The following is a 24,590-nucleotide window of genomic DNA, read 5'->3' as shown; positions in this document are numbered from 1 at the left end:
TTGAGCCTGCCGCATCAATCCCAGCCCATAACATCGCACATGGCTGCCATGATGAGGTTTCCTCTGGCACCTCGCCGAGAAGACGATAAGATCACCCTCACGGCAGGCCCTCCTCCAAACGCCGGGCCTGCGCGGCATAAGGAGACCATGACCATCATACGCAATGCCCTCGTCCCGGAACTTGCCGTCACGGATTGGCTGAAAAGCCGCGCCTTTTATTGCGACCTGATCGGTTTTCATGTGGTTTATGAGCGCCCCGAAGAGGGCTTCGCCTATCTTGCGCTCGATGAGGCACAGGTCATGATCGACCAGATCGGCGCGACCCGGACCTTCGTGGCTGACAATGCCGCGCTTGAGTTTCCGCTGGGCCGCGGCATGAACCTGCAACTCGCCGTCCCTTCCCTGCAACCCATTCTCACGCGGCTGGAACGCTCTTCGATCGACCTCGTTCTGGCGCCGGAAGAGAAGTGGTACAGGCGCGGGACGGTCGAGGTTGGCAACCGGCAATTCATCGTCGCCGATCCGGACGGTTATCTGATCCGCCCATTCGAGAGCTTGGGCGAGCGCCCCTTCCGGTTCGGTTGAGCCCATGCTGCCCTTTCGCCCGCATGCTGTTGTTTTCGACATGGACGGATTGCTGATTGAAAGCGAGGTGCTTTATCGCGATTCATTTCTGGCGGCTTCTGCGGAAGGCGGCCATGGAATGCAGGTCGAGACCTATCAGAAGGTCTGCGGCAGTCCGTGGGATGTCATAACCGGCACCATCTTTGCCGACTATGGCGCGGATTTTCCCATAGACGCTTTTCGCGACGCATGGCTCCGGCATCTCGGTGTGATGATGGCGGAGGGTGTGGCGCTGAAACCCGGCGTCGCCGAAATCCTCGATCTCCTCGACCGGCTGGATATCCGCCGCGCCATCGCGACATCTTCGCAGCACACATCGGTCACCCGCCACCTCGGCCCTTACGACCTTCTCAGGCGCTTCGACACCATCGTGGCGCGCGGCGATTATACCGAACCGAAACCCGCGCCCATGCCCTATCTCACTGCCGCAAAGCGCCTCGGCCTCGATCCTGGCCGCTGCCTTGCACTGGAAGATTCCTATTCCGGCGTCCGCTCGGCCTCTTCGGCTGGCATGATGACAATCATGGTACCGGATGTCGCGCCGCCGACCGAGGAAATGCGGGAGAAGTGCGTTGCCGTCATGGGTGATTTGCATGCGGTGGCTAGTCTGTTGCTGCAGGTCGCGTAAGGCAAGGAAACGCAGGGAGAACCCGGTAAAACGCTCCCTGTCACGCCACTATATGATATCGTCTATGCCGACCCGCTGAAGCCGCTTACGACTCTCCGTCGACACCAGCCTTACTTCCGGATTCTCCTCCACCGCTCGTCCGTACCAATATTTGGCGGCGTGCAGATCCCCAAGCTTTTCGTAGCACTCGCCGAGCTTTTCTCCCAAATAACCAGCATCCAGAGACGGATCTCCATCGGCCATAAATAAATATATTTTTATGGCGTCTGCGATGTTACCGGAACCGAACAACTCTTTTGCACGCTGCTCTAGACGGTTAAAATCGAACATCGGCATTTCCCCGTACTACTTCATCCATCAGATGAAATTGGCCATTGTTTTTTTGATACATGATTTTCATGTACGCGTTTTATAGAGCAAGCAGCGCTGGAGAGAAAAACCCAATCATGCTCGCCTCGGCTGCCATCCTCGCAACGGTCATATTACTCGCTCTCGCAGGGTTTCAGTTGGCGCTTGTGGCTGGTGTACCTCTCGGGCATTTCGCGTGGGGCGGCCAGCAGAGGGTGTTGCCGGTCATCCTGCGGATATCCAGCTTGTTCGCCATCTTGATGTATGCGCTTATCGCGTCGATTTTGCTGCAAAAGGCGGCTCTTTTCTCCTTTTGGCCTGAATCATGGATTGGCATCGGCATCTGGATCATGACGGGATATCTAGCGCTTGGCATACCGCTAAACGCCATGTCCCGCAGCCGTCCCGAACAGCTGGTGATGACGCCAGCGACTACCATTCTTACAATTCTGTTTTTGATCGTCGCGCTGTCGTAATCGCAGTGACCTCACGCAGCAGTCAGCCCATCGACCTGAAACGCCACTTACGCTCGATCGCTCCTTCAATATCGAGACCGTTATAATGGGCCAGCAACAGCACATGGCCGAGGAGATCGGCTGTTTCGTCGGCCAGATCCCCCTTCATCTCCTCTTTGCTCCTGCCCTTGATGCGCGCCCGCCCTGTCAGCCGGTTCCAGGCCTGCGTCACCTCGCCAACCTCTTCCTGAAGCTTCAGCATGTACCAGTCCGGGTCGCGGAATATTCCGTTTTCAGCGGCATATTTTTGCGAGGCCTCTTCAAACCGGCGCATCATGTCAGCAAGCATTTGTTCATCCTTTGTTCGTGCGTTACAACTCTAACCACGATTCTCCGGCCGCGTCGATCCGAAAGGATGTTTCGCGACCTTGAACGGAAATATCCGCGACAGATGCCCGCCATCGCGATAGGAACAGTCATTCGAAACAGTGCCGTCACCCATGCCTTATCTCGATTTTTTCTCATCGCTCATCACCGCCCATAGCCCGACGCTGCTGGCGATGTTTGCGGGCGCGGCTTTTCTTGCCGGTCTTGCCCGTGGCTTTTCCGGCTTCGGCGCGGCACTCATCTTCATTCCGCTTGCCAGCGCCATCGTCGGGCCACGCATCGCGTCAGCGGTTCTGCTGGTGGTGGACGGCGTCTTGACGCTCGGCATGATACCGCCTGCCTTTCGCATGGCGGACCGGCGCGAGGTCTTCACCATGGCGGCAGGCGCACTTGTCGGCGTCCCGCTTGGAACCCTGCTGCTTTCCCATGGCGATCCGCTGACCCTGCGCTGGATCATCTCCACCGTGGTCGTCGTGCTGTTATTGTTTCTGCTTTCCGGCTGGCGTTACAGCGGACGGCCAAAGACGCCTCTGACCCTGTTTACCGGGTTTCTGGCCGGGCTGTTTTCCGGCGCTGCGCAATTGGGCGGGCCGCCCGTGGTCGCCTATTGGCTTGGCGGGGCGCTTAAAGGTGCCTTCGTGCGCGCCAATGTCATTCTTTATTTCGCGGTTTCGACCGTGATTTCCACGGCAAGCTATTTTTTCGGTGGTCTTTTCACCGCCGATGTCTTCGTCTTTTTCCTGCTGGCCCTGCCGTTTTACGGGGCGGGCCTTTACGTCGGCGCGCGCCTGCACGGATTTGCCGATGAAGCGGCGTTCCGGCGCATCTGCTACGGCCTTATCGCCATTTCCGCCGTCATCGGCCTGCCGCTGTTCGATTCGCTGTTGAAATAGGCAGGCCGCACCGGCCTGCCTTTGCCGTCTTCAAGGATACATACGAACCTTGGACCACGGCGCATCCGGCGTCTCGCGGCGGAATTCGACGCGGTCGTGCAGGCGGAATTTGCGGTCGTGCCAGAATTCGATGCTGACCGGGCGAATGCGGAAACCGGACCAGTGGGCCGGGCGCGGAATATCGCCGATGGCATATTTCGCGGTATATTCGGCCACCGCCTTCTCCAGCGCGAAACGGCCTTCCAGAGGCCGTGACTGTTTGGACGCCCAGGCGCCGATGCGGCTGCCGCGCGGGCGGGAGGCGTAATAAGCATCCGCCTCAGCGTCCGTCACGATCTCCACCTCGCCGCGCAGGCGCACCTGCCGTCGCAAGCTTTTCCAGTGGAAACACATGGCCGCTTTTTTCTGGCCGAGGATTTCGCGGCCCTTCTGGCTTTCGAAATTCGTGTAGAAAACGAAACCGCGATCATCGACGTCTTTCAACAGCACCATGCGCACGTTCGGCAGGCCGTTTTCATCGACGGTGGCGAGTGCAACCGCGTTCGGATCGTTGACTTCGGAAGCCGTCGCATCCTTCAGCCATTCGGCAAAAAGCGTGAACGGTTCATTTTCTTCCGTGAAGTCACTGGATGTTAACCCCATTTCCGACATATTGACTAAAATGCTCCCGAGCTGATTTGGACCCCAGAGATGATTTCTGGCGAAAGATGGTGACCGTCATAGCAAAGTCGAACAGTCGAACAAAGGGCCTCCTTTCGTCGATCGCGGAAGTTTCCGCCGTCGTGTCAATGCTCGTGGTGCTGAGCGGTTGTGTCAGCCTCGATCTGTTCGGCGGCGACAAGGTCGACCGCTCGCTCTCCACGGCCTCGGTTCCCAACCAGCAGAATAACGGCCAGCAGACCGATGATGCGACCATCCGCAATGCGGTAACATCGGCCGATCTTGCCAAACTTGCCGACCAGCCGCTGCCCTGGGCCAATGCCGCAACCGGCAGCGCCGGCGTGGTTACCGCCATTCACGAAGACAAATCCAGCGGTTTCGTCTGCCGCGATTTCAGGACGACGCGCCACTCCTTCGAAGGCGTGGCCGCTTACTCCGGACAGGCCTGCCTGTCGGAAACCGGCGAGTGGTTGATGACCCGCTTCGAGCAGAAATAATCTATTTACCTTGGCGCATGGAATAAGGCCGGCCACCACGCGCCGCGCGTCCTGCGTAAAGGAGTGATTAGCAACTTATTGCAACAGTCGACGTTGATTAAACCGAGGGCGTGTACGCGAATGATCGCGGGCATCCCTTTTCGGAGGGGTTAGTTTCAGGATTGCGCCATGAACGGCGGCAGACTGAGCCAACGTAACTGGTGTTTCGCATGCGCGATCCATATTCGATCCTCGGCGTGAAACGTGACGCCCGCCATGAGGAAATCAAGGCTGCCTGGCGCACGAAGGCGAAAACCGTCCATCCGGACGCCAATCGCGACGATCCCGATGCTTCGGCGCGATTCGCCGAAATCGGGCAGGCTTACGACCTTTTGAAAGACCCCAAAAAGCGCGATCTTTACGATCAGGCCCGGCAGGCGGCTGAGAAGAAGAAGCGTGGCGAAACCATCATGCAACAGCGGGAGGCGGCGCGTGAGGCTGCCGAACGTGCCAGGGCAGCTGAGAAGCTGATGGAGGAACTGGCCCGCGCCGATGCCCGCAACCGGGCGCAGACCGGCCAGAAAACCGACGGGAAAACTGAAACGGCCGAGGATATCGTCGAGCGTATTTTCGGGGCCGATGCGCAGAACGACCCCAAGGTGCAACAGGCGGCGGAAGCGGCCAAGGCTGCGGCCAGCGGCACGAAAAGCGACATTCCGGGAACGGGTGAAACGGCACAATCGGCCACCGTTGACGACAAATCCGCACCCTCCTCGCTTGCCGGCAATCTTTTCAGCGCCCTCGTGCGCCGGTTCCGCACGCCGCAGCCGGTTCCGGAAAAGGCACCTGATATTACGGCCGAAGCCACCATCACCGTTGCCGATCTTCTGGAGCGCAAATGGGTGACCATCGGGCTTGCCGAAGAGCGGGAAGCCCGTTTCCAGCTGGAACCCGGCATGACCGACGGCCATGTGGTGAGGTTAAAGGGACAGGGGCTGAAACTTCCCGGCATGGCACGCGGCGATCTTGCCGTGACCTTGCTTGCCGCACGCGACGACGCCTTTTCAGTGCGCGGCTTCGATATTCACACGACTTTGCCGATCTCGCTTGGTGATGCGGTTCTGGGCTGCGAAACGAAAGTCCGCACCCCGCTTGGCGAGGAAAATCTCAGCATCCCGGCATGGTCCGGCTCGGACCGCGTGCTGCGGCTTGCCGGCAAGGGCCTTGCCGATGGCAAGGGTGAATATGGCGATCTCGTCATCGAATTGCGTATCGTTCTGCTCGAAAAGCCGGATGAAAAGGTGACTGACCTCATGCGCCACATGCGCGAAGGCCTCTATTTGTGAAAGTTTTGCGAATAGCCGGGACAACGCACCCTTTGTTACGCTCCCTAACAGTTGATGATCTTTGACAATCTTGAACAGGATTGCAGCCTATGCCATAGGCAGGATCAATCGAAAGTATCAGGGAGCATAAAATGGCTCAGGCATCCGGCCTCATGGCTGGCAAACGCGGCCTCATCATGGGCGTCGCCAATAATCGTTCAATCGCTTGGGGCATTGCCAAGGCTTGCGCGGACGCAGGCGCGGAACTCGCACTCACCTGGCAGGGCGATGCGCTGAAGAAGCGCGTCGAGCCGCTCGCGCAGGAACTCGGCGCCTTCATGGCTGGCCACTGTGACGTGACGGACCTCGAGACGATCGATGCCGTTTTTGCTTCGCTGGAAAAACACTGGGGCAAGATCGACTTCGTTGTGCACGCCATTGCGTTTTCCGACAAGGACGAGCTGACGGGTCGTTACCTCGACACCAGCCGCGACAATTTCAACCGCACCATGGATATTTCCGTCTTTTCGCTGGCCGCTGTCGCCAAGCGTGCGGAGCCTATCATGAATGATGGCGGCTCGATCATCACACTCACCTATTACGGTGCCGAGAAGGTCATGCCGAACTATAACGTCATGGGTGTGGCCAAGGCCGCTCTTGAGGCCAGCGTGCGTTATCTCGCCGTCGATCTCGGCAATCGCGGCATCCGCGTCAACGCCGTTTCCGCCGGCCCGATCAAGACGCTTGCCGCTTCCGGCATCGGCGATTTCCGCTACATCCTGAAGTGGAACGAATATAATGCGCCGCTGAAGCGCACCGTTTCCATCGAGGAAGTCGGCAAGTCGGCGCTTTACCTGCTATCGGACCTTTCGACCGCCGTGACAGGTGAAATCCACCATGTCGATTCCGGTTACCACACCATCGGCATGAAGGCGGTGGATGCGCCTGATATTTCGGTGGTGAAGGACTGATCGCCACTGGAATTAGAGCGGGATTTCTGGCGAAAACCACGCATGTTTTTCGCCATCCCGCTCCGGCAATGCTTGAAACAGGGGTATCGTCTTGCTCGTTTATGTGATCCGTCACGGACAAACGGACTGGAATGCGATACGCCGGCTTCAGGGCCAGAAAGACATTCCGCTCAACGATTTCGGCCGCCAGCAGGCGGTCGGCAATGGCAGGCTTCTGGCGCGCCTGCTGGGAGAACAGGCCACGGATTTCGATTACGTGGCAAGCCCGCTCGGGCGCACGCGCGAGACCATGGAACTGATGCGCGGCGCGATGGGTCTAGACCCCCTTGCCTACCGCACCGATGACCGCCTGATCGAAGTCTCCTTCGGCGACTGGGAGGGGCAGACCCTGCCGGAACTCAAAAAGGAGTTTCCCGACCGGGTGAAGGCGCGCAAGGCCAACAAGTGGGATTTCATTCCCCCCGGCCAGGACGCCGAAAGCTATGAAATCCTCTCCTGGCGCATCGGCGCATGGCTTTCCTCCGTCGAGGTGCCGACGATATGCGTCTGCCATGGTGGCGTCATCCGCTCGATTTTCCGGCTGGTATCAGGCATGGATAAGGACGAGGCGTCGCGGACGCAGATCCCGCAGGACCAGATCTTGAAGGTCGAGATCGACGGGAATAGTGCGGAGTGGATTTCGTAAGGAAAGCGCAAAAAGTGCCGACAGCGCACAAACCTGTTCGTTGCCTTCCTCGCCTTGAGGCTGTCGTATATGCGCGGCATTGCGGTTTGTTTCTTCTCCCCACCGGGGAGAAGTGTGGCCCGAAGGGTCGGATGAGGGGGCAACGCCGGCGATAAACCGCACCCTCGCCCCCTCATCCCGCTGCCGCGGACTTCTCCCCCTCGGGGAGAAGAAACAAGAGGCACCCGCTTGTTTCACAACGGAGGTTTTGGCGTAAGGGGCTGAGTAAGAGGCGACTGCTTACTCAACGACCTGAAGATCGTCGACCACGCGTTTCCCATCCACTTCCGTGTAGAAAACCACGACCTTCACGCCCGCCTTCAGGCCTTCAAAGTTGAATTCTTCCGGCACGCGATAGGTCTTGCCGTCGTTGAGCGTAATGCTCAGCCCATTCGCATCGATCTTGCTGATCGTGCCTTCCACATCGACGCTCTGGGCGAAGCTGTTGATGGGCATCAGCAGGTTGGCGGTGGCCAGAAGGGCGGCAATCATCATACGCATCGATCTAGCTTTCGTGGATTTGCGTGAAAACCTTACATGCATGAAGAATTGCCTTTCGAATGTGGCGGAAATTGCCCGCAACCATGACATTTTCGGCCCAATTGATGAACGGATTTGGGATCGTGTTCAAGCCGTTAGTGATTTTTACACCGCATTTCGCGGCAATATTGGAAAACTGCGGATTAACGTGGAAAACGACGGCGCTTTTACATTTGCGTCATTTCGAAAAACATCTCCGCCCGGTGCGAATCGCCGCCGCCACCCTCATTGACATGCCTACCATAGGGTTGAAGGCAGAGGGCTGCCGTAGCGCGCACCGCACTTATCCGGCCGCTGAGAAAGAAAGGCTTTTGCCTTGTCCGGATTTACACTAAGACAAATCCGCTTGTTTTAAACGGCGCTACCCGCAGGCGCCCTGCATTCCGGTCTTGAGAACTATGTCGCATAACAGCTTCGGTCATCTATTTCGCGTTACCACCTGGGGAGAAAGCCATGGGCCGTCACTTGGCTGCGTGGTGGATGGCTGCCCGCCCGGCCTTCGCTTCACGCTTGCCGAGGTGCAGCACTGGATGGACAAGCGCAAACCCGGCCAGAGCCGTTTCGTCACCCAGCGTCGCGAAGACGACCTCGTCAAGGTTCTCTCCGGCGTGATGCTGGATGACGACGGCGAGACAATGATAACGACGGGCACGCCGATTTCCATGCTGATCGAAAACACCGACCAGCGCTCCAAGGATTACGGCGAGATCGCCAAACGGTTCCGTCCCGGCCATGCGGATTTCACCTATGACCTGAAATACGGCATTCGCGACTATCGCGGCGGCGGACGCTCCTCCGCGCGTGAGACGGCGGCGCGTGTCGCCGCCGGTGCGATTGCCCGCAAGGTGGTGCCTGATCTCAATGTGCGCGGTGCGCTGGTGCAGATCGGCAAACACAGGATCAATCGCGACAACTGGGATTGGGATCAGGTCGACCAGAACCCGTTCTTCTGCCCCGATGCCGCCATGGTACCGGTGTGGGAAGAGTATCTCGATGGCATCCGCAAGGCCGGCTCCTCCATCGGGGCCGTCGTCGAAGTGGTGGCGGAAGGCGTTCCGGCCGGCATCGGCGCGCCGATCTACGCCAAGCTCGATCAGGATATCGCCTCCAGCCTGATGTCGATCAACGCCGTCAAGGGCGTGGAGATCGGCGAAGGTTTCGCCTCCGCCGAGCTTTCTGGCGAGGAAAATGCCGACCAGATGCGCATGGGCAATGATGGCAAGCCGATCTTCCTCTCCAACCATGCCGGCGGCATTCTCGGCGGCATCGCGACCGGTGAGCCAGTCATCGCCCGCTTCGCCATCAAGCCGACCTCCTCCATTCTGACGGAGCGCCTGTCCATCGATACCGACGGCAACAATGTCGATGTGCGCACCAAGGGCCGTCACGATCCCTGCGTCGGCATCCGCGCCGTGCCGATCGGCGAGGCGATGGTGGCCTGCACCGTTGCCGACCATTATCTGAGGGACCGCGGCCAGACCGGCCGGCTTTAGCGGACCGAAAAGTGTGAAGCGGTTTTCGGACAATCCGCTAAAGAAACAAAAAGAGCAACGAACCGTTGCTCTGAAGTGAGGGGATATCGCCATGGCCTATGACCAGAAACGCGTTGTCGACGCCATCCGCGCTTTCGAAGCCGGGGAAATCGTTGTCGTGACCGATGATGACGACCGTGAGAACGAAGGCGATCTGATCATTTCGGCGGTTCACTGCACGCCCGAGAAAATGGCGCTGATCGTGCGCCATACCTCCGGCATCGTCTGCGCGCCCATGCCGCGCGAGGAGGCCAAACGGCTGAACCTCAACGCCATGGTGGCGGAAAATGACAGCGCCCATACGACGGCCTTCACCGTCAGCGTCGATTTCAAGCACGGCACCACGACGGGCATTTCCGCCGACGACCGCACCCTGACGGTGCGCAACCTTGCCAACCCCAATGTCGGCGCTGCCGATTTCACCCGGCCGGGCCATATCTTCCCGCTGATTTCCCGCGAGGGCGGCGTCTTGATGCGCTCCGGCCATACCGAAGCGGCGGTCGATCTCTGCCGGCTCGCCGGCCTGCCGCCCATCGGCGTCATCAGCGAGCTGGTGAATGACGACGGCAGCGTGATGCGCGGCCCGCAGGTTCTGGATTTCGCCGACACGCACGGCATGAAACACGTTTCCGTCGCCGATCTCATCGCCTATCGCCAGCGCAAGGAAACGCTGGTGGAAATGGAATCCTCCTTCACCATCGAGACGCCCTTCGGGCCGGCCAAGGCGCAGACCTATTCCCTGCCCTGGGATCCAATGCAGCACATGGCGGTGATTTTCGGTGACATCAGGGACGGCGTCGACATTCCTGTCCGCCTTCACCCGGAAAACGTCGCCGACGACGTGTTCGGCGACCGCCAGCCGGTGCGGCATTACATGCAGAAAATCGCCGAAGAAGGCCGCGGCGTCATCGTCTATCTGCGTGAAGGCTCGGTCGGCGTCGGCCAGGTAGCCGGACGTCGCAAGGCGCGCGACCCGGACGAGGCGCATGCGCAGGCCCGTTCGCGCGAAAACGAATGGCTGGAAATCGGTCTCGGCGCGCAGATCCTGAAAGATCTCGGCATCAGCTCCATCAAGCTGCTGACCACCCGCGAACGGCATTATGTCGGGCTTGAAGGCTTCGGCATCCAGATTTCGGCGACGGATATCTGCTGATTTCGGGGTTTGCCTTGGTTTTTCAGGGCAATTGTGAAGCGAGCGGGTGCCCCTTGTTTCTTCTCCCCGAGGGGGAGAAGTCCGCGGCAGCGGGATGAGGGGGGCGCCCTCGCCGGATTGCGGAGAGCTTGCCCCCTCATCCGACCCTTCGGGCCACCTTCTCCCCGGCGGGGAGAAGAAACAAGCGGCGACGCCGTGTGAAAAAGCGGCATCACGGATCGGTAACGTTGCGCCCGGTGACCTATCCTGAATCATCCGTGCGAAAAACCTCAGTTTTCCTCCCGCCATCCCTCCAGGTAGTTCACGCTCTCCACCCCGGTAAACTTCGCCAGCCTCACCAGTTCCGCATCAAGCTTCTCCAGCCGTCCGGCTGAGGCGCGCACGCCGGGTTCCAGCCACAGGCGCCGAACATCCAGCGTGCTGCGCTTGCGATCCGCCTTCATGTCGATGCGTCCAATCACGCGGTCGCCCTCCAGAAGCGGGAAGACATAATAGCCATATTGCCGTTTCGGCTCGGGCACGAAGACCTCGATGCGGTAATAAAAGCCGAACAGCCGCTCCGTGCGGTTTCGGTCACGCAACAGCGGATCGAAGGGGCTGAGGACGCGGACGCGGGATGAGGGTTCCGGCACGTCGGTCAGGTCGGCGGTGAAATCGGCAAAGGCATAGGACGGGCGGGCAGTGTCGCCATCGCTTGCAAGAAGCGAAACCTCGCAGAGTTCTTCGCGATGGCTTTTGACCCAGTCCCTCGCCTCCTGCGGGGTGACGAGATCGAAAAAGGCGGCGATTTCGCCATGGGTGGCGAAACCCAGCCGCTTCAGCGCCTGCCGACAGGCCCAGTCGACGAATTCCGCATGCTCCACCTCGGTTTCGTGGTGTTCACCGGGAATGACCCGTTCGGCGAGGTCATAGACCTTCTGGAAATTCACCCGACCGGCAATAGCGAGCTTGCCGGTGTGCCAGAGATATTCGAGCGCGGTCTTGGAGGGATGCCAGTTCCACCAGCCGCCGGACTGGTGCCCCTCCTCCTTCAGCTCCCGCGCCAGAACCGGGCCGGTTGCGGCGATGCGCTCCAGCGTTTCACCGAAAGCGGCATCGAAGCCTTCACCGTGCCATTTGCGCCAGCGCTCCTGAATGATCGGCTCGCGGCGGCGGAAGCGGTGTTTCCAATAGGGATAAAATTCCGTCGGCACGATGGAAGCATCATGTGTCCAGTGCTCGAAAAGCGCGCGGTCCTTTTCCAGCAGCGTCGTCAGATGGTCACGCCTGTAGGTCTGGTTGCGGGAGAAGATGATCTGGTGGTGGGCGCGCTCCACCGTGCCGATGCTGTCCACCTGCACAAACCCGATATCGGTGATGAGCTGCAGCAGCCCATCCTTGGAAAGCGCCTTGCCGGGCGGCGAGGAAAGCCCTTGCCGCGCCAGAAAAATTCGTCTTGCCGCTTCGTTTGAAACCTTGATCACCATGGCGCAGAAGGTATGACGGCTTTTTCAGGATTGCAATGTTCTTTTTTTGTTCCTTGTTTCACTTCTGTTGATGACGGGGTATAGAACCGGAAAACGAGCGCGAGGATGTAAGTTTGGAAATCCGTTTCGACGCCGCCGGTGTCGCTTTCGAGGGTCGGCAGGCCCTGCAGCCGCTGTCTGTGACATTGACGGAACGGCGTATCGGCGTGATCGGCCTCAATGGTTCTGGCAAGACCACCTTTGCGCGGCTGATCAACGGGCTGAACAAGCCAAGCGAAGGCAAGGTTTCGGTGAACGGCCTCGACACCGTGAGCGACGCCAAGGCGGTCTTGCAGGCGGTCGGCTTCATCTTCCAGAATCCGCAGAACCAGATCATCCTGCCGATCATACGCGACGATGTCGCCTTCGGTCTCAAGCGACTGGGTCTCGCCAAGGCTGAAACTGAAAACCGGGTGAAGGCCGTTCTTGCCCGGCTCGGCATTTCCCATCTTGAAGAGAGACGCGCGCATGAGCTTTCCGGCGGGGAGCTGCAGCTTGCGGCGCTGGCCGCCCTTCTCGTCACCGATCCGCAAATCCTCATCCTCGACGAGCCGACCAACCAGCTTGATCTCAAAAACCGGGCTGTCGTGGAAAAGACCATGGCGGCGCTTTCGCAGTCGCTCATCGTCATTACCCATGATCTGCCGTTGCTTGAAGCCTTCGACCGGGTGCTGGTTTTCCACGGCGGCGCGTTGATTGCCGATGCCGCCCCCGAAGAAGCGGTGGCGCGCTATCTGGAGGTGGCATCGCGATGAAATCGCTGCATGTCGAAGGCACCGGCTGGCTCTACCGCGTCTCGCCGCGCATCAAGCTTCTGGCGCTCATGGGTTTCAGCATCGCATTGTTCCTCACGCGCGATCTGCTGGTTCTGGGATGCGCCGTGGTTCTCGCCGCCGTCATCCTGCGCGAGACGCGACTGCCCTTCAAGGAGATCGGCCTGCGGCTGCGGCCGGTGATGCTGACCATTCTCCTCGTCGCCGCCTTCAGCTACCTGCTGCTTCCGGCGCATGATGCGACCGTCAATCTTTTGCGGCTGACGGCGCTCGCGCTTCTCGCCACCGCCGTCACCATCACCGTCAGCATCTCGCAATTCATGGATGAGATCAGGCTTGCCGCCGCCCCGCTTGAAAGGCTGGGGCTGGTGAAGGCTGCCGATATAGGGCTCGCAGTCGGGCTGGTGGTGCGGTTCGTGCCCGAGATCGTCAACCGTTACCATGCGGTGCGTGATGCGCACCGGGCGCGCGGCCTGCCGGTGCGCATGACAACCATCATCGTGCCGCTCGTGATTATGACGTTGAAGGATGCCGATGCCATTGCCGACGCCATTGACGCGCGCGGTTTCAGAGGCCAAAGCTTGGCGCCAGACAACCATCCGGAGTTTTGAGCGCCATGACGACCCGCGACCTCGTGCTGATTTCGCTGTTTTCCGCCATTATCATCGCACTCGGGCTTCTGCCGCCGATCACGCTCGGCTTCATCCCCGTGCCGATCACCGCGCAGTCGCTCGGCGTCATGCTGGCCGGTGTCGTGCTGGGCGCGAAACGCGGCACACTCGCGGTTCTGCTGACGATCCTGATTGCCGCCATCGGCCTGCCGGTCCTGTCAGGCGGACGCGGCGGCCTTTCGATCTTCACCACACCGACCACGGGCTTCCTGATCGGCTGGATCGCAGCGGTTTTCGTCACCGGTTATCTCTCGGAAAAATTCGTCAATCGCGGCCAGTCCGCTCTGACACAGGGCATCGGTTTCTTCGTCGCCAGCCTGATCGGCGGCGTGGTCGTGCTTTATGCTTTCGGTATCACCTATCTGGCGCTGGTCGTCGGGCTTGGTTTCGAAAAGGCCTTCATGGGTTCGCTCGCCTTCATTCCGGGCGATGCGCTGAAGGCCGTGCTTGCCGCACTTGCCGGCCGCGCCGTGATGGCCGGTTATCCGCTTCTGCCGCAGCGCGCCTGAGTTAGCTTTCTCCAGGAGGAAAAGAATGGCGACGCGTTTATACGAACATCCGATCTTCCTGGAGCATATCACGCCCGAAGGCCACCCCGAGCGGCCGGATCGTCTACGGTCGCTGAACATCGCGCTCGAACACCCGAATTTCGAGCGGCTGGAACGGAAGGAAGCCCCGCAGGCGAATGAGGATGCGGTGCTGCTGGCGCATCCGGAAGAACATCTGCTTGCCGTCATGCGCCAGATCCCGCAAGAGGATGGCGAGATCAATCGCATCGAGGCGGATACCTATGCCTCACCGAAAAGCCTGCAGGCGGCGCTGACCGGCATCGGCGCAGCCATGGCGGCGGTGGACGACGTGTTTACCGGTGCGGCCGACAATGTCTTCGTCGCCGCCCGCCCGCCAGGCCACCATGCGGAAACCGCAAAGGCCATGGGCTTCTGTCTTTTCAACAATGTGGCCATCGCCGCCCGCCATGCTCAGAAAAAACATGGCGCAGAGCGCATCGCCATCATCGACTGGGATGTGCATCACGGCAACGGCACGCAGGACATCTTCTGGAACGACACGTCAGTGCTGTTCTGTTCCACCCACCAGATGCCGCTTTACCCGTGGAGCGGCGATAAAAACGAAACCGGCGTGAAGAACAATATCGTCAACGCGCCGCTTTCGCCCAACACCGGCAGCGAGTATTTCCGCGAGGCCTTCAAGTCGCGCGTGCTGTCGGCGATCGCCGATTTTTCGCCCGATCTCATCCTCATCTCCGCCGGTTTCGACGCGCATCACCGCGATCCGCTGGCGCAGATCAATCTGGTGGGTGAGGATTTCGACTGGGCAACGGGCCGGCTTCTGGAAATGGCCGACAAATACGCCTCGAACCGGGTCGTCAGCCTGCTTGAAGGCGGTTATGATCTGGAAGGGCTGGCAGAATCGGCAGCCATGCATATTTTGAGAATGATGAAGGGTTGAACATGACGGAAAATGCCAACACAGCCGATGTCAGCGGTTATTCCTTCGAAAAAGCCGTCGCCGAGCTGGAAAGCATTGTCGCACGCCTGGAACGCGGAGACGTGGCGCTGGACGAATCAATCGCCATCTATGAGCGCGGCGAGGCCCTGAAAAAGCACTGCGAGACGCTGCTGAGTGCCGCTGAAAAGCGAATCGAGAAGATTCGCCTCGATCGTGCGGGCAAGCCGCAGGGCGTGGAGCCGCTCGACGGGGAGTGACTGCGTTTAGCGGGAGCGTTTGGACGTGATTCGATAAAGTAGCCACCTCCCGATTCAAATACTCGACGTCATCCTCGGGCTTGTCCCGAGGATCTGCAATGCATTGATTTTATTGACGTGTTTAGATCCTCGGGACAAGCCCGAGGATGACGGAGGAGAGGTTTGAAAACTTTCCCCGGCAGTAAGGTGTTCTCACAATGTCGTGTTAACAAGGATCGTTGACGCTGCGTTCGATATCGCGATGCTCCCCTCCCCCTCGGTTATGCTAAACTCCCGCCAGACGATACGAGGAGCTTGCCATGTCCTTTTTTCCCGGTAACGATCCCGTCGCGGGTGATGCTTTTGCCTGCGACGCCATCGAGAACCTTATCATTCCCCGCACCAGCGATATTGGCGGCTTTGCGGTGCGCCGCGCGCTGCCGACCCGGCAGCGGCGTCTCGTCGGCCCCTTCATCTTTTTCGACCGTATGGGCCCGGCAATCCTGAAGGCCGGTGAGGCGCTGGACGTCAAACCGCATCCGCATATCGGGCTTTCCACCGTCACCTATCTGTTCGACGGCGAAATCAAGCATCGCGACAGTCTCGGCACAGAGCTTGTCATCCGCCCCGGCGATATCAACCTGATGACGGCCGGGCGCGGCATCGTGCATTCGGAACGCACGCCGGAAAACCTGCGCGGCCATCCGCTTTCCATGTCCGGCCTGCAGACATGGCTTGCCCTGCCGGACCATATGGAAGAAATCGACCCCGCCTTTGCCCATACTGCAAAGGAAGATATGCCGCTGATCGATATCAAGGGCGCTACCGGCCGGGTGGTGATCGGCGAATTCGAAGGCCTCACCTCCCCGGTTTCGGCCTTTACCGATACGCTTTATGTCGACCTGACGCTGGAGCCGGGAGTAAAATTCCCCTTCTCCGCCGATCATGAAGAGCGGGCGATCTATATTCTGTCCGGTTCGCTGGATGTGGCGGGTGATATCTTCGCCGCCGACCAGTTGCTCGTCTTCCGGCCCGGCGACGACATCACGTTGCAGGCCGGCAGCAATGGCTGTCACATCATGATCTTTGGCGGGGCGGCGCTCAATCAGCGCCGCTACATCTGGTGGAACTTCGTTTCGTCATCAAAAGAACGCATAGAGCAGGCCAAACAGGAGTGGAGAACCGGACGCTTCGACATCGTTCCCGGCGACGAAGAAGAGTTTGTCCCTTTGCCGGAAGGTTGAAATTCTATAGAAGTGTACGACATGCAGGGCTGAACCGTCGGCTTTCACCATGAAAGCCGCTCTGGCGCGCCCTGCTGACGACAAGAAAAGGCCGAACGATTGACCGGAATGCCACAGACACCACTGCTCGACCGGGTGAATTTCCCTTCCGATCTCAAGGAGATCGACGATCGCGACCTGCCGGAACTGGCACGGGAACTGCGCGACGAGATGATTGACGCGGTGTCGAAGACCGGTGGCCATCTGGGTGCCGGCCTTGGCGTGGTGGAATTGACGATTGCCATTCACAAGGTCTTCAACACGCCTGAAGACCGGCTGATCTTCGATGTCGGCCACCAATGTTATCCGCACAAGATCCTCACCGGCCGGCGCGAGCGCATTCGCACGCTGCGCCAGGAAGGCGGGCTTTCCGGTTTTACCCGGCGGGCCGAAAGCGACTATGACGATTTCGGCGCCGGCCATTCCTCCACCTCCATTTCCGCCGGCCTCGGCATGGCGGTGGCAGCGGGTCTGGATGGCAGCGACCGCAAGGTTATCGCCGTCATCGGCGACGGCTCGATGTCTGCCGGCATGGCGTTTGAGGCGCTGAACAATGCCGGCGCGCTCGATGCGCGGCTGATCGTCATCCTCAATGACAACGACATGTCGATTGCGCCGCCGACGGGCGCGATGAGCGCCTATCTCGCCCGCCTTGCCTCCGGCCGCACCTATATGGGTTTCCGCGATTTCGGCAAGAAGCTGACGGCCTATCTCGGCAAGACCATCGACCGCGCCATTACCCGCGCCGTGACCCATGCGCGCGGTTACGTGACCGGCGGCACGCTGTTCGAGGAGCTTGGCTTTTATCACATCGGCCCGATCGACGGCCATTCCTTCGATCACCTCTTGCCGGTGCTGCGCAATGTGCGCGACAACCAGAAAGGCCCTGTCCTCATCCATGTGGTGACGCAGAAGGGCAAGGGTTATGCGCCGGCAGAAGCCGCAGCCGACAAATATCACGGCGTCAACAAGTTCGACGTCATCACCGGCGCGCAGGCGAAAGCCAAGCCGAATGCGCCGAGCTATACCAGCGTCTTTGCCGAAGCCCTGATCCAGGAAGCGACGCTCGACGAAAAGATCATCGGTGTGACGGCCGCCATGCCGAACGGCACGGGCCTAGACAAGATGGCCGAGCTTTTCCCATCCCGCACCTTCGATGTCGGCATTGCCGAACAGCACGCCGTCACCTTCGCGGCCGGGCTTGCGGCTGATGGTTACAAGCCGTTCTGCGCGCTTTACTCCACCTTCCTGCAACGTGGTTACGACCAGCTGGTGCATGATGTGGCGATCCAGAGCCTGCCCGTGCGTTTCCCCATCGACCGCGCCGGGTTTGTCGGTGCTGATGGACCGACCCATGCCGGCTCCTTCGATACGACGTTCCTCGCCACCCTGCCCGGCATGGTGGTGATGGCGGCCTCGGATGAAGCTGAGCTGAAACATATGGTGCGCACGGCAGCGGCCTATGATGAAGGCCCGATTTCCTTCCGTTACCCGCGCGGCGAAGGCGTGGGCGTCGAGATGCCGGCACGTGGTGAGATTCTTCAGATCGGCAAGGGCCGCATCATCAAGGAAGGCACCAAGGTTGCGCTGCTCTCCTTCGGCACGCGGCTGGCGGAATGCCTTGCGGCCGCCGAAGACCTCGATGCGGCCGGCCTTTCCACCACGGTTGCCGATGCGCGCTTCGCCAAGCCGCTCGATCTCGATCTCATCCGCCAGCTTGCGGCGCACCACGAGGTTCTGGTGACGATTGAAGAAGGCTCCGTCGGCGGCTTTGGCGCGCATGTTCTCCATTTCATGGCGAGCGCCGGCCTGCTCGACCACGGCCCGAAGGTCCGGACGCTGACCCTGCCCGACCAGTGGGTGGAGCAGGCGAAGCCCGAGACCATGTATGCCAATGCCGGCCTCGACCGGGCCGGCATCGTGTCCACCGTGTTCCATGCGCTTGGCCAGCGTCAGGCCGGCGTCGGTTTCGCCGGCTGACACGATTGCCGGGACAGGAGGCGGGACGATCCCGCCTCTTTCTCAGGATGCAGCGCCGTCGAGAAAACCGACGACATTTTCGATCCGTCCCTCAGCATTCAGGCTGACGACATCGGTTCCGCCCGCGACATCGTCTCCATCAGGCGAAACGAGACGCCATGAAAAACGGGTGAAGTTGCCGTGGCCATCCGGGGTGCCGGCAAGAACGAAGCGATATCCTGGAAATTTCTGCCGCGCCGCCTCGATCATTGCGGCGATCCCCTGTCGCCCTTCGCCCTGCATCAAAGGATCGATGTAGCGTGCCGTTTCCGCCCAAGCCTTGCCTATAAGGTGCTTGCGGCGTTCATCGTCCTCTTCGTTCCAGAGCGTGAGATAGGTTTCGGCGATTGCGAGATGCTGCGTCATGATTGTGCTCCTTCTGGTTGACGGCCAGAGCATGCCGGGGGCTGTGACGCGGGACAATTACCTCAGAGGTAATCGCATTGCCGATATCTTCTGCTAGGCTACGGGCATGACACATCATCGAGACCATGTCGGCCAGGTGCTGAAGGAATGGCGCGCGCGCCGCAGATTGAGCCAGCTTGATCTGGCATCCGATGCCGAGATATCGGCACGTCATTTGAGCTTCGTGGAAAGCGGGCGATCCTCGCCCAGCCGCGAAATGCTGGCGAGGCTGGCGGAGCAGCTTTCCATGCCCGCCCGTGCCACCAACCGGCTGATGCTGGCGGCGGGTTATGCGCCTGTTCATTCCGAACGGTCGCTCGACGCACCCGACATGGCCGCGGCCCGGCAGGCCGTCGAAACCGTGGTGCAGGGCCACATGCCCTTCCCCGCGCTTGCCGTCGACCGGCACTGGAACGTCATTCTCGCCAATGATGCGATTACATCGCTTCTGGCCGGTGTTTCCGAAGAGCTGCTTCGCCCGCCGCTTAACGCCTTGAGGCTGAGCCTGCATCCGGAGGGCTTGAGTTCCCGCATCGTCAACCTCGCCGAATGGCGGCATCACCTGCTGGAGCGTCTGCGCCGTCAGGTCGAGGAAACGGGAGACGAGGCGCTTCGCCGCTTGCATGCCGAGCTTTCGGCCTATCCCGCACCGAAGGCTTCGCCCCATGCTGCCGGAGCCGACCCGCTGGCCATACCATTGCAACTGCGCGATCCGGCATCGGGCGCCGTTCTGAGCTTCATTTCCACCACCACGGTTTTCGGAACCGCGACCGATGTCACGCTGTCCGAACTGGTGCTGGAATGTTTCTACCCCGCCGATGCGGCAACCCGCGCCGCCCTAATGCCAGGCACAAAGGAGTAAGACCCGTGCACACCACCTATCTCATCGGCTTTCAGGTCCGTGACGGCCAGCGCGAGCGCTTTCTCGAATTGCTGAATGCGCTGCTCGACGCCATGCGGCACGAAAAGACCTTCGTGAACGCCACCCTGCATCGGGATGGCGAAAACGACAACCGCTTCCTGCTGCACGAGACCTGGAGCGACCATCAGGACGTCATCGATGTCCAGATTCACCGCCCCTATCGTCAGGCATGGCACGATGCCCTGCCCGAGCTTCTGGAGGCCCCACGGGATATCTCCGTCTGGCATCCCATACGGGTGGATCACATCTGACGGGATGAGAGGCGAGGTCCTTTCGAAGATCTCGACACCGCCTAAACGAGCGAATGCCCCGCATTTGTCAGAAGATGGGATGCTTTCCCAATATCTTTCGACTTCACCAGCAGGTGGTCTCCGTCAAACGTCGAGACCACGAATATTCCTATTTCATTGGCCGATAAGGGTTCAATCACTGACAGGACGATACCCGTCTCATCAAAGGCAAATGGACCCTGAAACTTGAAACAGGCCCAACCGGCATCAACCTGCGCATCCTGCGGGATACGCTCCTGTCGGCAGACGACAGAAAGTTCGTCATCAGTCCGGCTGATGCTGACAAACCCGCCGCCATCGGCCCATGCAGGAATGGCTGCATCCGCGTGAAGCCTGGCCACGCCGTAGGCCCCATCCAATAGTTTTAACGTTACGCGCGCTGCCATGCAGTTGTTACCTTCCCAAAAAAGCAGTGACCTCTTGTCAAAGCCGAATGGCCGTCTCCTCTTTCGCCGTCTTGATGACGACCATGGTGAAAAAGCGTGCGACATTGTGCTGGTCACGGAACAGCCTGTCGCACAGGGCGTCGAATTCTTCCATGTCGCGCAGGCGCAGCATCAGCACGACATCGCTTGCGCCTGTCACGGCATAGGCGTGCGACACGGCCTCTTCGGCACTGGCAACATCCAGAAAGCGGCGCATATGCTGCTCGCCATGCAGTTTCAGCTCCACCGTCACAAGAGCCTTGATCACACGCCCGGCCTTTGCGGGATTGAGGATCGCGACGATGCGGTCGATCACGCCCGATTTGCGTAATCTTTGCAGGCGGCGCAGGCAGCTGGAAGGAGACAGCCCAACCTCATCGGCCATATCTACATTGGTGCGCGACGCATCGCCCTGCAAAAGGTTCAGAAGTTTCCGGTCGATCCGATCCATGCCGGCAGCATATCTCCCGCAAACATATTTGCAATAAAATTGCACAAAGATGCAATCTTTGACCACAAATGCGAATGGGTTCAGCCTAGTGGATGGGGACAACCTTCGAGGAGCCTCACATGCCCATTTTCGTCACCATCTGGCAGAAAACCCGGGAAACGCTTGATATCTACTGGGTACTGGTGCGGATCACCGTTCCGATTGCCATCCTCACCGAGCTTTTGTCGAGAATGGGTGCGATCGAGGCTGTGGCGCCGGCCTTCGCGCCTGTCATGAACCTCGTAGGACTGCCGCCGGAGCTCGGTCTCGCCTGGTTGACAGCGATGCTCGTCGGCATTTGGGGCGCCGTTCCGCTTATCTTCACGCTTGTTCCCGCATCTTCGCTCAGTGTCGCGGATATCACGGTCTTTTCGGCGCTTATCCTTTTCGCGCACGGCCTGCCCATCGAGCAGAAGATCATCGAAAAGGCAGGGCCCGGCATGCTCGTCACCACGGCGCTGCGTATCGGGGGAGGATTGCTCTACGCCTTTGTTCTGCATCAGGTTCTGGAAGCGACGGGGTGGTTGTCTGCGCCGGTGAACCCCGCCTGGATTGCCATGAGCGCCACGCCGGAGTGGGCGGAGTATTTCCTGGGTCTCGGTAAAACCATGATCTGGATGTTTGTCATCCTTCTTGTGCTGTCACTCGGCCTCGAAATCCTCAGACTGACCGGGCTTCTGGCACTGATGATGAAGGCGCTTTCGCCCCTGCTGCGGCTTGCCGGCATTCGCGGCGAGGCCGAACATCTCACCGCCATCGGGTTGTTTCTGGGGATTTCCTACGGCGCCGGTTTTCTCATTCGCGAAGCGCAATCCGGGGCGATCTCGCCGCGTCAGGTCTTCCTGTCCTGCGTATTCATGGGTTTTGCTCACAGCGTGATCGAAGACACCCTTGTGGTGATGTCGCTCGGGGCCGATGTTTACGGCGTTCTGGTCGGGCGGCTTGTTTTCGCCATCGCAGCAACCGCCGCTATTGCCGCCCTGCTTCACCGCCTGTCCGACGAGGTATTTTTCCAGCGGATGTTCAGGCTACAGGGCACGTGGGCGGATCAACGTCTGGCTTTACCGATTGCACACTGCCGATCTCATCTGAAAAGCAAATGCAAAAAGGGGGCCTCACGGCCCCCGATTTTTGCATCCAATTCGAAAAATCCGGCTCAGAACTCTGTCCAGTCCTGGTCCTTCGCGGCAGGTGCTTCGGCAGCGCCGCCGAAGGCGCGGGCGAGGCTCTGGCCCAGCGCCCGGGCCGGTGAGGCCACAGGCCTTGCCGTTGCGGAGGCCGATTTTACCGGAGCCTTGCGGACCGGTGCGGCAGGTGCCGGCTGGAAGGCAGGCTTGGCCGAAGACTGGCGCGGTGCAGAATATCCACCGGCACTCGCAACGGCAGCGCGTGCGCCGCCCACCCGGAACTGGCCGAGCAGGCTGTTCAGCGCTTCCGCTTCGCGGGCGAGCGAATGGCTGGCGGCGGTCTGCTGTTCCACCATGGCGGCATTCTGCTGCGTGCCCTGGTCCATGGTGTTTACGGCCGTGTTGATCTCCTGCAGGCCGGTCGCCTGTTCGCGCGACGCGACGACGATGGCGCTGACATGGGCGTTGATCTCTTCGACTTCCGAAACGATGAGTTCCAGCGCCTTGCCGGTCTCGTCGACGAGGCTTACACCATTTTCCACCTGCCGGCTGGAAGCGCTGATCAGCGTCTTGATTTCCTTGGCGGCATTTGCAGAACGCTGGGCGAGTTCGCGGACTTCCTGCGCGACGACCGCAAAGCCCTTGCCGGCATCACCGGCGCGAGCGGCCTCCACGCCGGCATTCAGCGCCAAAAGGTTGGTCTGGAAGGCAATATCATCGATGACGCCGATGATGTTGCCGATTTCACCCGAGGATTTTTCGATCTCGCGCATGGCGGCGACCGCCTTGCGGACCACGGTGCCTGATTTTTCCGCGCCGGTGCGGGCACGCTGGACCAGATTGCCGGCGTCTTCCGCGCCGCGCGCACTGTCACGCACGGTGGTGGTGACTTCTTCCAGTGCGGCAGCGGTTTCTTCGATGGAGGCAGCCTGCTGTTCGGTGCGGCGCGACAGGTCGTCGGCAGCCGAGAGCATTTCCGAAGCGCCGGCATTGATCGCGGCGGCGTTCTCGCCGACCGTGCGCAGGGCCTGCTGGAGCTTTTCGACGGCGCTGTTGAAATTCACACGAACCGGATCAATGGCGGGCGCAAAAGGCGTTTCAATGCGATAGGAAAGATCGCCATCCGCGAGAGCGGCAAGGCCCTTGCCAAGCTCGGCGCTGGCAAAAGCGCTGGCGGCTTCGTCCTTGGCCCTTTCTTCCTCGTTGCGGCGGCGTTCAGTCTCCGTCGCGGAACGCATGCGATCGGTCTCACCGGCAAGGCGGGATTTTTCCAGCCCGGCTTCCTTGAAGACCAGAACGGCCTTCGCCATCTTGCCGACTTCGTCTCCACGATCCGTGGCCGGAACTTCCGTCTCCAGATCGCCATCGGCAAGCCGGCTCATTGCCGCCGTCATGCCGACGATCGGCGTGACGATCGAGCGCGACAGCGCCCAGATGAGGGCAACGGCCAGAAGACCGGCAACAGCACCGCCGCCCAGAAGCGCATATTTCAGGTTCAGCGCTGCTGCCTGCTGTTCAGCCGCATAGGCGGTGGACAGGCCGTTCAGCTGTTCCTTGATCTTGGCGGCAGAGGCGCGGAAGCCGTCAAGCTGGCCCTTGGCCTGATTGCGGCCGATCTCGATGATTTCGGAAATCGGCGCTTCCGTGGTCTTGCGGGCAGCGATCTGCGGTTCCGCCAGTTCCTTGAAGAATACGGTGGCGGATTTCTGCATGTCATCGATGGAATTCAGGACATCCGGCTGGCCGGCTGCAAGTGTGCGGGCTTCGTCCAGCTTCTTCAGCATGATGTCGCGCTGGGCGAAAACGTCATTATAGGTGCTGTCGCTGCGAAACAGCAGGAAGCCGCGCTGGTTGACGGCCTGTTCCAGCATGGCGGCCGTCGCGCCGTCCACCGCCTGGATGATATCCTTGGTCCGGTTGTTGTCGATTGTGACACGCTCGCTCCCCAGCGTCTGCCAGAATACGACCGCGGAGGCGAGCAGGCACACGCTCATCAAGGCACAGAAGGTAGCTATGAGCTTCAGGTTGATAGGGAGATTTTTCAGCGACATCGCAAACTCTCTCGGCGACCCGATGCCTCGAAGCCAGCGTCTGCGCTGCAACGGTCGCAATTTTGTGGATAGGAGGAGATGCCGTCATGGCAGGTTCCGGTGGCCGCACGGGCCTTGGGCACAAAGTGCAATACAAGCCTTTATATTGGATTAATCGAACATTCTGACTTTGCGGTGCAACACAAACATGGTCGGGAGCAGCGGCAT

The 24,590-nt window shown here is 60.1% G+C and carries 29 protein-coding genes and 1 pseudogene; 21 read left to right on the top strand and 9 right to left on the bottom strand.

Going from position 1 to position 24,590, the window contains the following annotated elements; all coding sequences use genetic code 11:
* Nucleotides 1–147: 147 nt before the first annotated feature.
* The gene (locus tag AKG12_RS02020; protein WP_046798502.1) at nucleotides 148–585 is read left to right on the top strand and encodes a bleomycin resistance protein; all 438 of its coding nucleotides are present in this window, start codon (nucleotides 148–150) and stop codon (nucleotides 583–585) included.
* 4 nt (nucleotides 586–589) lie between these two features.
* Nucleotides 590–1,252 (top strand): HAD family hydrolase, encoded by a 663-nt coding sequence (locus AKG12_RS02015; protein WP_052817420.1) that lies wholly within the window; start codon nucleotides 590–592, stop codon nucleotides 1,250–1,252.
* Nucleotides 1,253–1,300: 48 nt separating this feature from the next.
* Here AKG12_RS02015 and AKG12_RS02010 read toward each other — a convergent pair whose 3' ends face one another.
* Complete coding sequence (locus AKG12_RS02010; RefSeq protein WP_285277715.1) at nucleotides 1,301–1,582, bottom strand: tetratricopeptide repeat protein; 282 nt, start codon at nucleotides 1,580–1,582, stop codon at nucleotides 1,301–1,303.
* Between the two features lie 68 nt (nucleotides 1,583–1,650).
* On the opposite strand from AKG12_RS02010, the gene AKG12_RS02005 reads away from it, so the two are divergent.
* On the top strand, nucleotides 1,651–2,076 hold the full coding sequence (locus AKG12_RS02005; RefSeq protein WP_285277714.1) for a hypothetical protein: 426 nt from the start codon (nucleotides 1,651–1,653) through the stop codon (nucleotides 2,074–2,076).
* Nucleotides 2,077–2,098: 22 nt separating this feature from the next.
* Here the strand turns inward: AKG12_RS02005 and AKG12_RS02000 are convergent, their stop codons facing one another.
* On the bottom strand, nucleotides 2,099–2,404 hold the full coding sequence (locus tag AKG12_RS02000; RefSeq protein WP_046798499.1) for a pyrophosphohydrolase domain-containing protein: 306 nt from the start codon (nucleotides 2,402–2,404) through the stop codon (nucleotides 2,099–2,101).
* Between the two features lie 151 nt (nucleotides 2,405–2,555).
* Here AKG12_RS02000 and AKG12_RS01995 point away from each other — a divergent pair, with 151 nt between their 5' ends.
* Nucleotides 2,556–3,335 (top strand): sulfite exporter TauE/SafE family protein, encoded by a 780-nt coding sequence (locus AKG12_RS01995; RefSeq protein WP_046798498.1) that lies wholly within the window; start codon nucleotides 2,556–2,558, stop codon nucleotides 3,333–3,335.
* A 30-nt stretch (nucleotides 3,336–3,365) separates the two neighbouring features.
* Here AKG12_RS01995 and pdxH read toward each other — a convergent pair whose 3' ends face one another.
* Nucleotides 3,366–3,986, bottom strand: a complete 621-nt coding sequence (gene pdxH / locus AKG12_RS01990; protein WP_046798497.1) for a pyridoxamine 5'-phosphate oxidase — start codon at nucleotides 3,984–3,986, stop codon at nucleotides 3,366–3,368.
* A gap of 56 nt (nucleotides 3,987–4,042) precedes the next feature.
* Here pdxH and AKG12_RS01985 point away from each other — a divergent pair, with 56 nt between their 5' ends.
* From AKG12_RS01985 to AKG12_RS01970, 4 genes are all read left to right on the top strand, one after another.
* Complete coding sequence (locus AKG12_RS01985) at nucleotides 4,043–4,492, top strand: RT0821/Lpp0805 family surface protein (RefSeq protein WP_082178655.1); 450 nt, start codon at nucleotides 4,043–4,045, stop codon at nucleotides 4,490–4,492.
* 209 nt (nucleotides 4,493–4,701) lie between these two features.
* Nucleotides 4,702–5,817, top strand: coding sequence for a DnaJ C-terminal domain-containing protein (locus tag AKG12_RS01980; RefSeq protein ID WP_052817416.1), 1,116 nt, complete (start codon nucleotides 4,702–4,704; stop codon nucleotides 5,815–5,817).
* A gap of 131 nt (nucleotides 5,818–5,948) precedes the next feature.
* A complete protein-coding gene (fabI, locus tag AKG12_RS01975; protein WP_046798494.1) occupies nucleotides 5,949–6,767 on the top strand; it encodes an enoyl-ACP reductase FabI in 819 nt (272 codons plus the stop codon).
* Nucleotides 6,768–6,858: 91 nt separating this feature from the next.
* A complete protein-coding gene (locus tag AKG12_RS01970) occupies nucleotides 6,859–7,452 on the top strand; it encodes a histidine phosphatase family protein (RefSeq protein WP_046798493.1) in 594 nt (197 codons plus the stop codon).
* Between the two features lie 279 nt (nucleotides 7,453–7,731).
* Here the strand turns inward: AKG12_RS01970 and AKG12_RS01965 are convergent, their stop codons facing one another.
* Nucleotides 7,732–7,992 (bottom strand): DUF1344 domain-containing protein, encoded by a 261-nt coding sequence (locus tag AKG12_RS01965; RefSeq protein WP_006309807.1) that lies wholly within the window; start codon nucleotides 7,990–7,992, stop codon nucleotides 7,732–7,734.
* Between the two features lie 83 nt (nucleotides 7,993–8,075).
* Here AKG12_RS01965 and AKG12_RS30620 point away from each other — a divergent pair, with 83 nt between their 5' ends.
* From AKG12_RS30620 to ribB, 3 genes are all read left to right on the top strand, one after another.
* Complete coding sequence (locus AKG12_RS30620; RefSeq protein ID WP_197283289.1) at nucleotides 8,076–8,366, top strand: hypothetical protein; 291 nt, start codon at nucleotides 8,076–8,078, stop codon at nucleotides 8,364–8,366.
* A 63-nt stretch (nucleotides 8,367–8,429) separates the two neighbouring features.
* A complete protein-coding gene (aroC, locus tag AKG12_RS01955; protein ID WP_052817412.1) occupies nucleotides 8,430–9,524 on the top strand; it encodes a chorismate synthase in 1,095 nt (364 codons plus the stop codon).
* Between the two features lie 91 nt (nucleotides 9,525–9,615).
* Nucleotides 9,616–10,716 carry a 3,4-dihydroxy-2-butanone-4-phosphate synthase gene (gene ribB / locus AKG12_RS01950; protein ID WP_052817410.1) on the top strand — a complete coding sequence of 367 codons (1,101 nt, stop codon included), beginning with the start codon at nucleotides 9,616–9,618 and terminating at the stop codon, nucleotides 10,714–10,716.
* A 269-nt stretch (nucleotides 10,717–10,985) separates the two neighbouring features.
* Here the strand turns inward: ribB and AKG12_RS01945 are convergent, their stop codons facing one another.
* Nucleotides 10,986–12,182 (bottom strand): winged helix-turn-helix domain-containing protein, encoded by a 1,197-nt coding sequence (locus AKG12_RS01945; RefSeq protein WP_052817408.1) that lies wholly within the window; start codon nucleotides 12,180–12,182, stop codon nucleotides 10,986–10,988.
* 113 nt (nucleotides 12,183–12,295) lie between these two features.
* Here AKG12_RS01945 and AKG12_RS01940 point away from each other — a divergent pair, with 113 nt between their 5' ends.
* From AKG12_RS01940 to dxs, 7 genes are all read left to right on the top strand, one after another.
* A complete protein-coding gene (locus tag AKG12_RS01940) occupies nucleotides 12,296–12,976 on the top strand; it encodes an energy-coupling factor ABC transporter ATP-binding protein (protein ID WP_052817406.1) in 681 nt (226 codons plus the stop codon).
* Entirely contained in the window at nucleotides 12,973–13,605 is a 633-nt protein-coding gene (locus AKG12_RS01935) for an energy-coupling factor transporter transmembrane component T family protein (protein WP_052817404.1), read from the top strand. The genes AKG12_RS01940 and AKG12_RS01935 overlap by 4 nt, the downstream gene beginning before the upstream one ends.
* Nucleotides 13,606–13,610: 5 nt before the next feature.
* The gene (locus AKG12_RS01930) at nucleotides 13,611–14,174 is read left to right on the top strand and encodes a biotin transporter BioY (RefSeq protein ID WP_052817401.1); all 564 of its coding nucleotides are present in this window, start codon (nucleotides 13,611–13,613) and stop codon (nucleotides 14,172–14,174) included.
* Between the two features lie 25 nt (nucleotides 14,175–14,199).
* Complete coding sequence (locus AKG12_RS01925; protein WP_052817398.1) at nucleotides 14,200–15,135, top strand: histone deacetylase family protein; 936 nt, start codon at nucleotides 14,200–14,202, stop codon at nucleotides 15,133–15,135.
* Nucleotides 15,136–15,137: 2 nt separating this feature from the next.
* Nucleotides 15,138–15,392, top strand: coding sequence for an exodeoxyribonuclease VII small subunit (locus AKG12_RS01920; protein ID WP_052817396.1), 255 nt, complete (start codon nucleotides 15,138–15,140; stop codon nucleotides 15,390–15,392).
* 299 nt (nucleotides 15,393–15,691) lie between these two features.
* Nucleotides 15,692–16,615 carry a pirin family protein gene (locus AKG12_RS01915; RefSeq protein ID WP_052817394.1) on the top strand — a complete coding sequence of 308 codons (924 nt, stop codon included), beginning with the start codon at nucleotides 15,692–15,694 and terminating at the stop codon, nucleotides 16,613–16,615.
* A 99-nt stretch (nucleotides 16,616–16,714) separates the two neighbouring features.
* On the top strand, nucleotides 16,715–18,634 hold the full coding sequence (gene dxs / locus AKG12_RS01910; RefSeq protein WP_052817393.1) for a 1-deoxy-D-xylulose-5-phosphate synthase: 1,920 nt from the start codon (nucleotides 16,715–16,717) through the stop codon (nucleotides 18,632–18,634).
* Between the two features lie 42 nt (nucleotides 18,635–18,676).
* Here the strand turns inward: dxs and AKG12_RS01905 are convergent, their stop codons facing one another.
* On the bottom strand, nucleotides 18,677–19,039 hold the full coding sequence (locus AKG12_RS01905; RefSeq protein ID WP_052817391.1) for a nuclear transport factor 2 family protein: 363 nt from the start codon (nucleotides 19,037–19,039) through the stop codon (nucleotides 18,677–18,679).
* 106 nt (nucleotides 19,040–19,145) lie between these two features.
* Between AKG12_RS01905 and AKG12_RS01900 the strand changes: the two genes are divergently transcribed.
* Nucleotides 19,146–19,940, top strand: a complete 795-nt coding sequence (locus tag AKG12_RS01900) for a helix-turn-helix domain-containing protein (protein WP_052817390.1) — start codon at nucleotides 19,146–19,148, stop codon at nucleotides 19,938–19,940.
* A 5-nt stretch (nucleotides 19,941–19,945) separates the two neighbouring features.
* Nucleotides 19,946–20,251, top strand: coding sequence for a putative quinol monooxygenase (locus tag AKG12_RS01895; protein WP_046798480.1), 306 nt, complete (start codon nucleotides 19,946–19,948; stop codon nucleotides 20,249–20,251).
* A gap of 41 nt (nucleotides 20,252–20,292) precedes the next feature.
* Here AKG12_RS01895 and AKG12_RS01890 read toward each other — a convergent pair whose 3' ends face one another.
* Nucleotides 20,293–20,676: an ACT domain-containing protein gene (locus tag AKG12_RS01890; RefSeq protein ID WP_052817388.1), complete on the bottom strand. Its 384-nt coding sequence runs from the start codon at nucleotides 20,674–20,676 to the stop codon at nucleotides 20,293–20,295.
* 37 nt (nucleotides 20,677–20,713) lie between these two features.
* Nucleotides 20,714–21,166: an Lrp/AsnC family transcriptional regulator gene (locus tag AKG12_RS01885; RefSeq protein WP_046798478.1), complete on the bottom strand. Its 453-nt coding sequence runs from the start codon at nucleotides 21,164–21,166 to the stop codon at nucleotides 20,714–20,716.
* Between the two features lie 119 nt (nucleotides 21,167–21,285).
* Here AKG12_RS01885 and AKG12_RS30940 point away from each other — a divergent pair.
* A pseudogene (locus AKG12_RS30940) lies at nucleotides 21,286–22,245 on the top strand (nucleoside recognition domain-containing protein); the annotation flags it as partial.
* Nucleotides 22,246–22,361: 116 nt separating this feature from the next.
* On the opposite strand, the gene AKG12_RS01875 reads toward AKG12_RS30940, so the two are convergent.
* Nucleotides 22,362–24,383 carry a methyl-accepting chemotaxis protein gene (locus AKG12_RS01875; protein ID WP_046798476.1) on the bottom strand — a complete coding sequence of 674 codons (2,022 nt, stop codon included), beginning with the start codon at nucleotides 24,381–24,383 and terminating at the stop codon, nucleotides 22,362–22,364.
* Between the last annotated feature and the right edge of the window lie 207 nt (nucleotides 24,384–24,590).

The organism is Agrobacterium sp. SUL3, from assembly GCF_001263295.1.
Lineage (GTDB): Bacteria > Pseudomonadota > Alphaproteobacteria > Rhizobiales > Rhizobiaceae > Agrobacterium > Agrobacterium tomkonis.
This window is presented reverse-complemented; position numbering and strand designations above follow the sequence as displayed.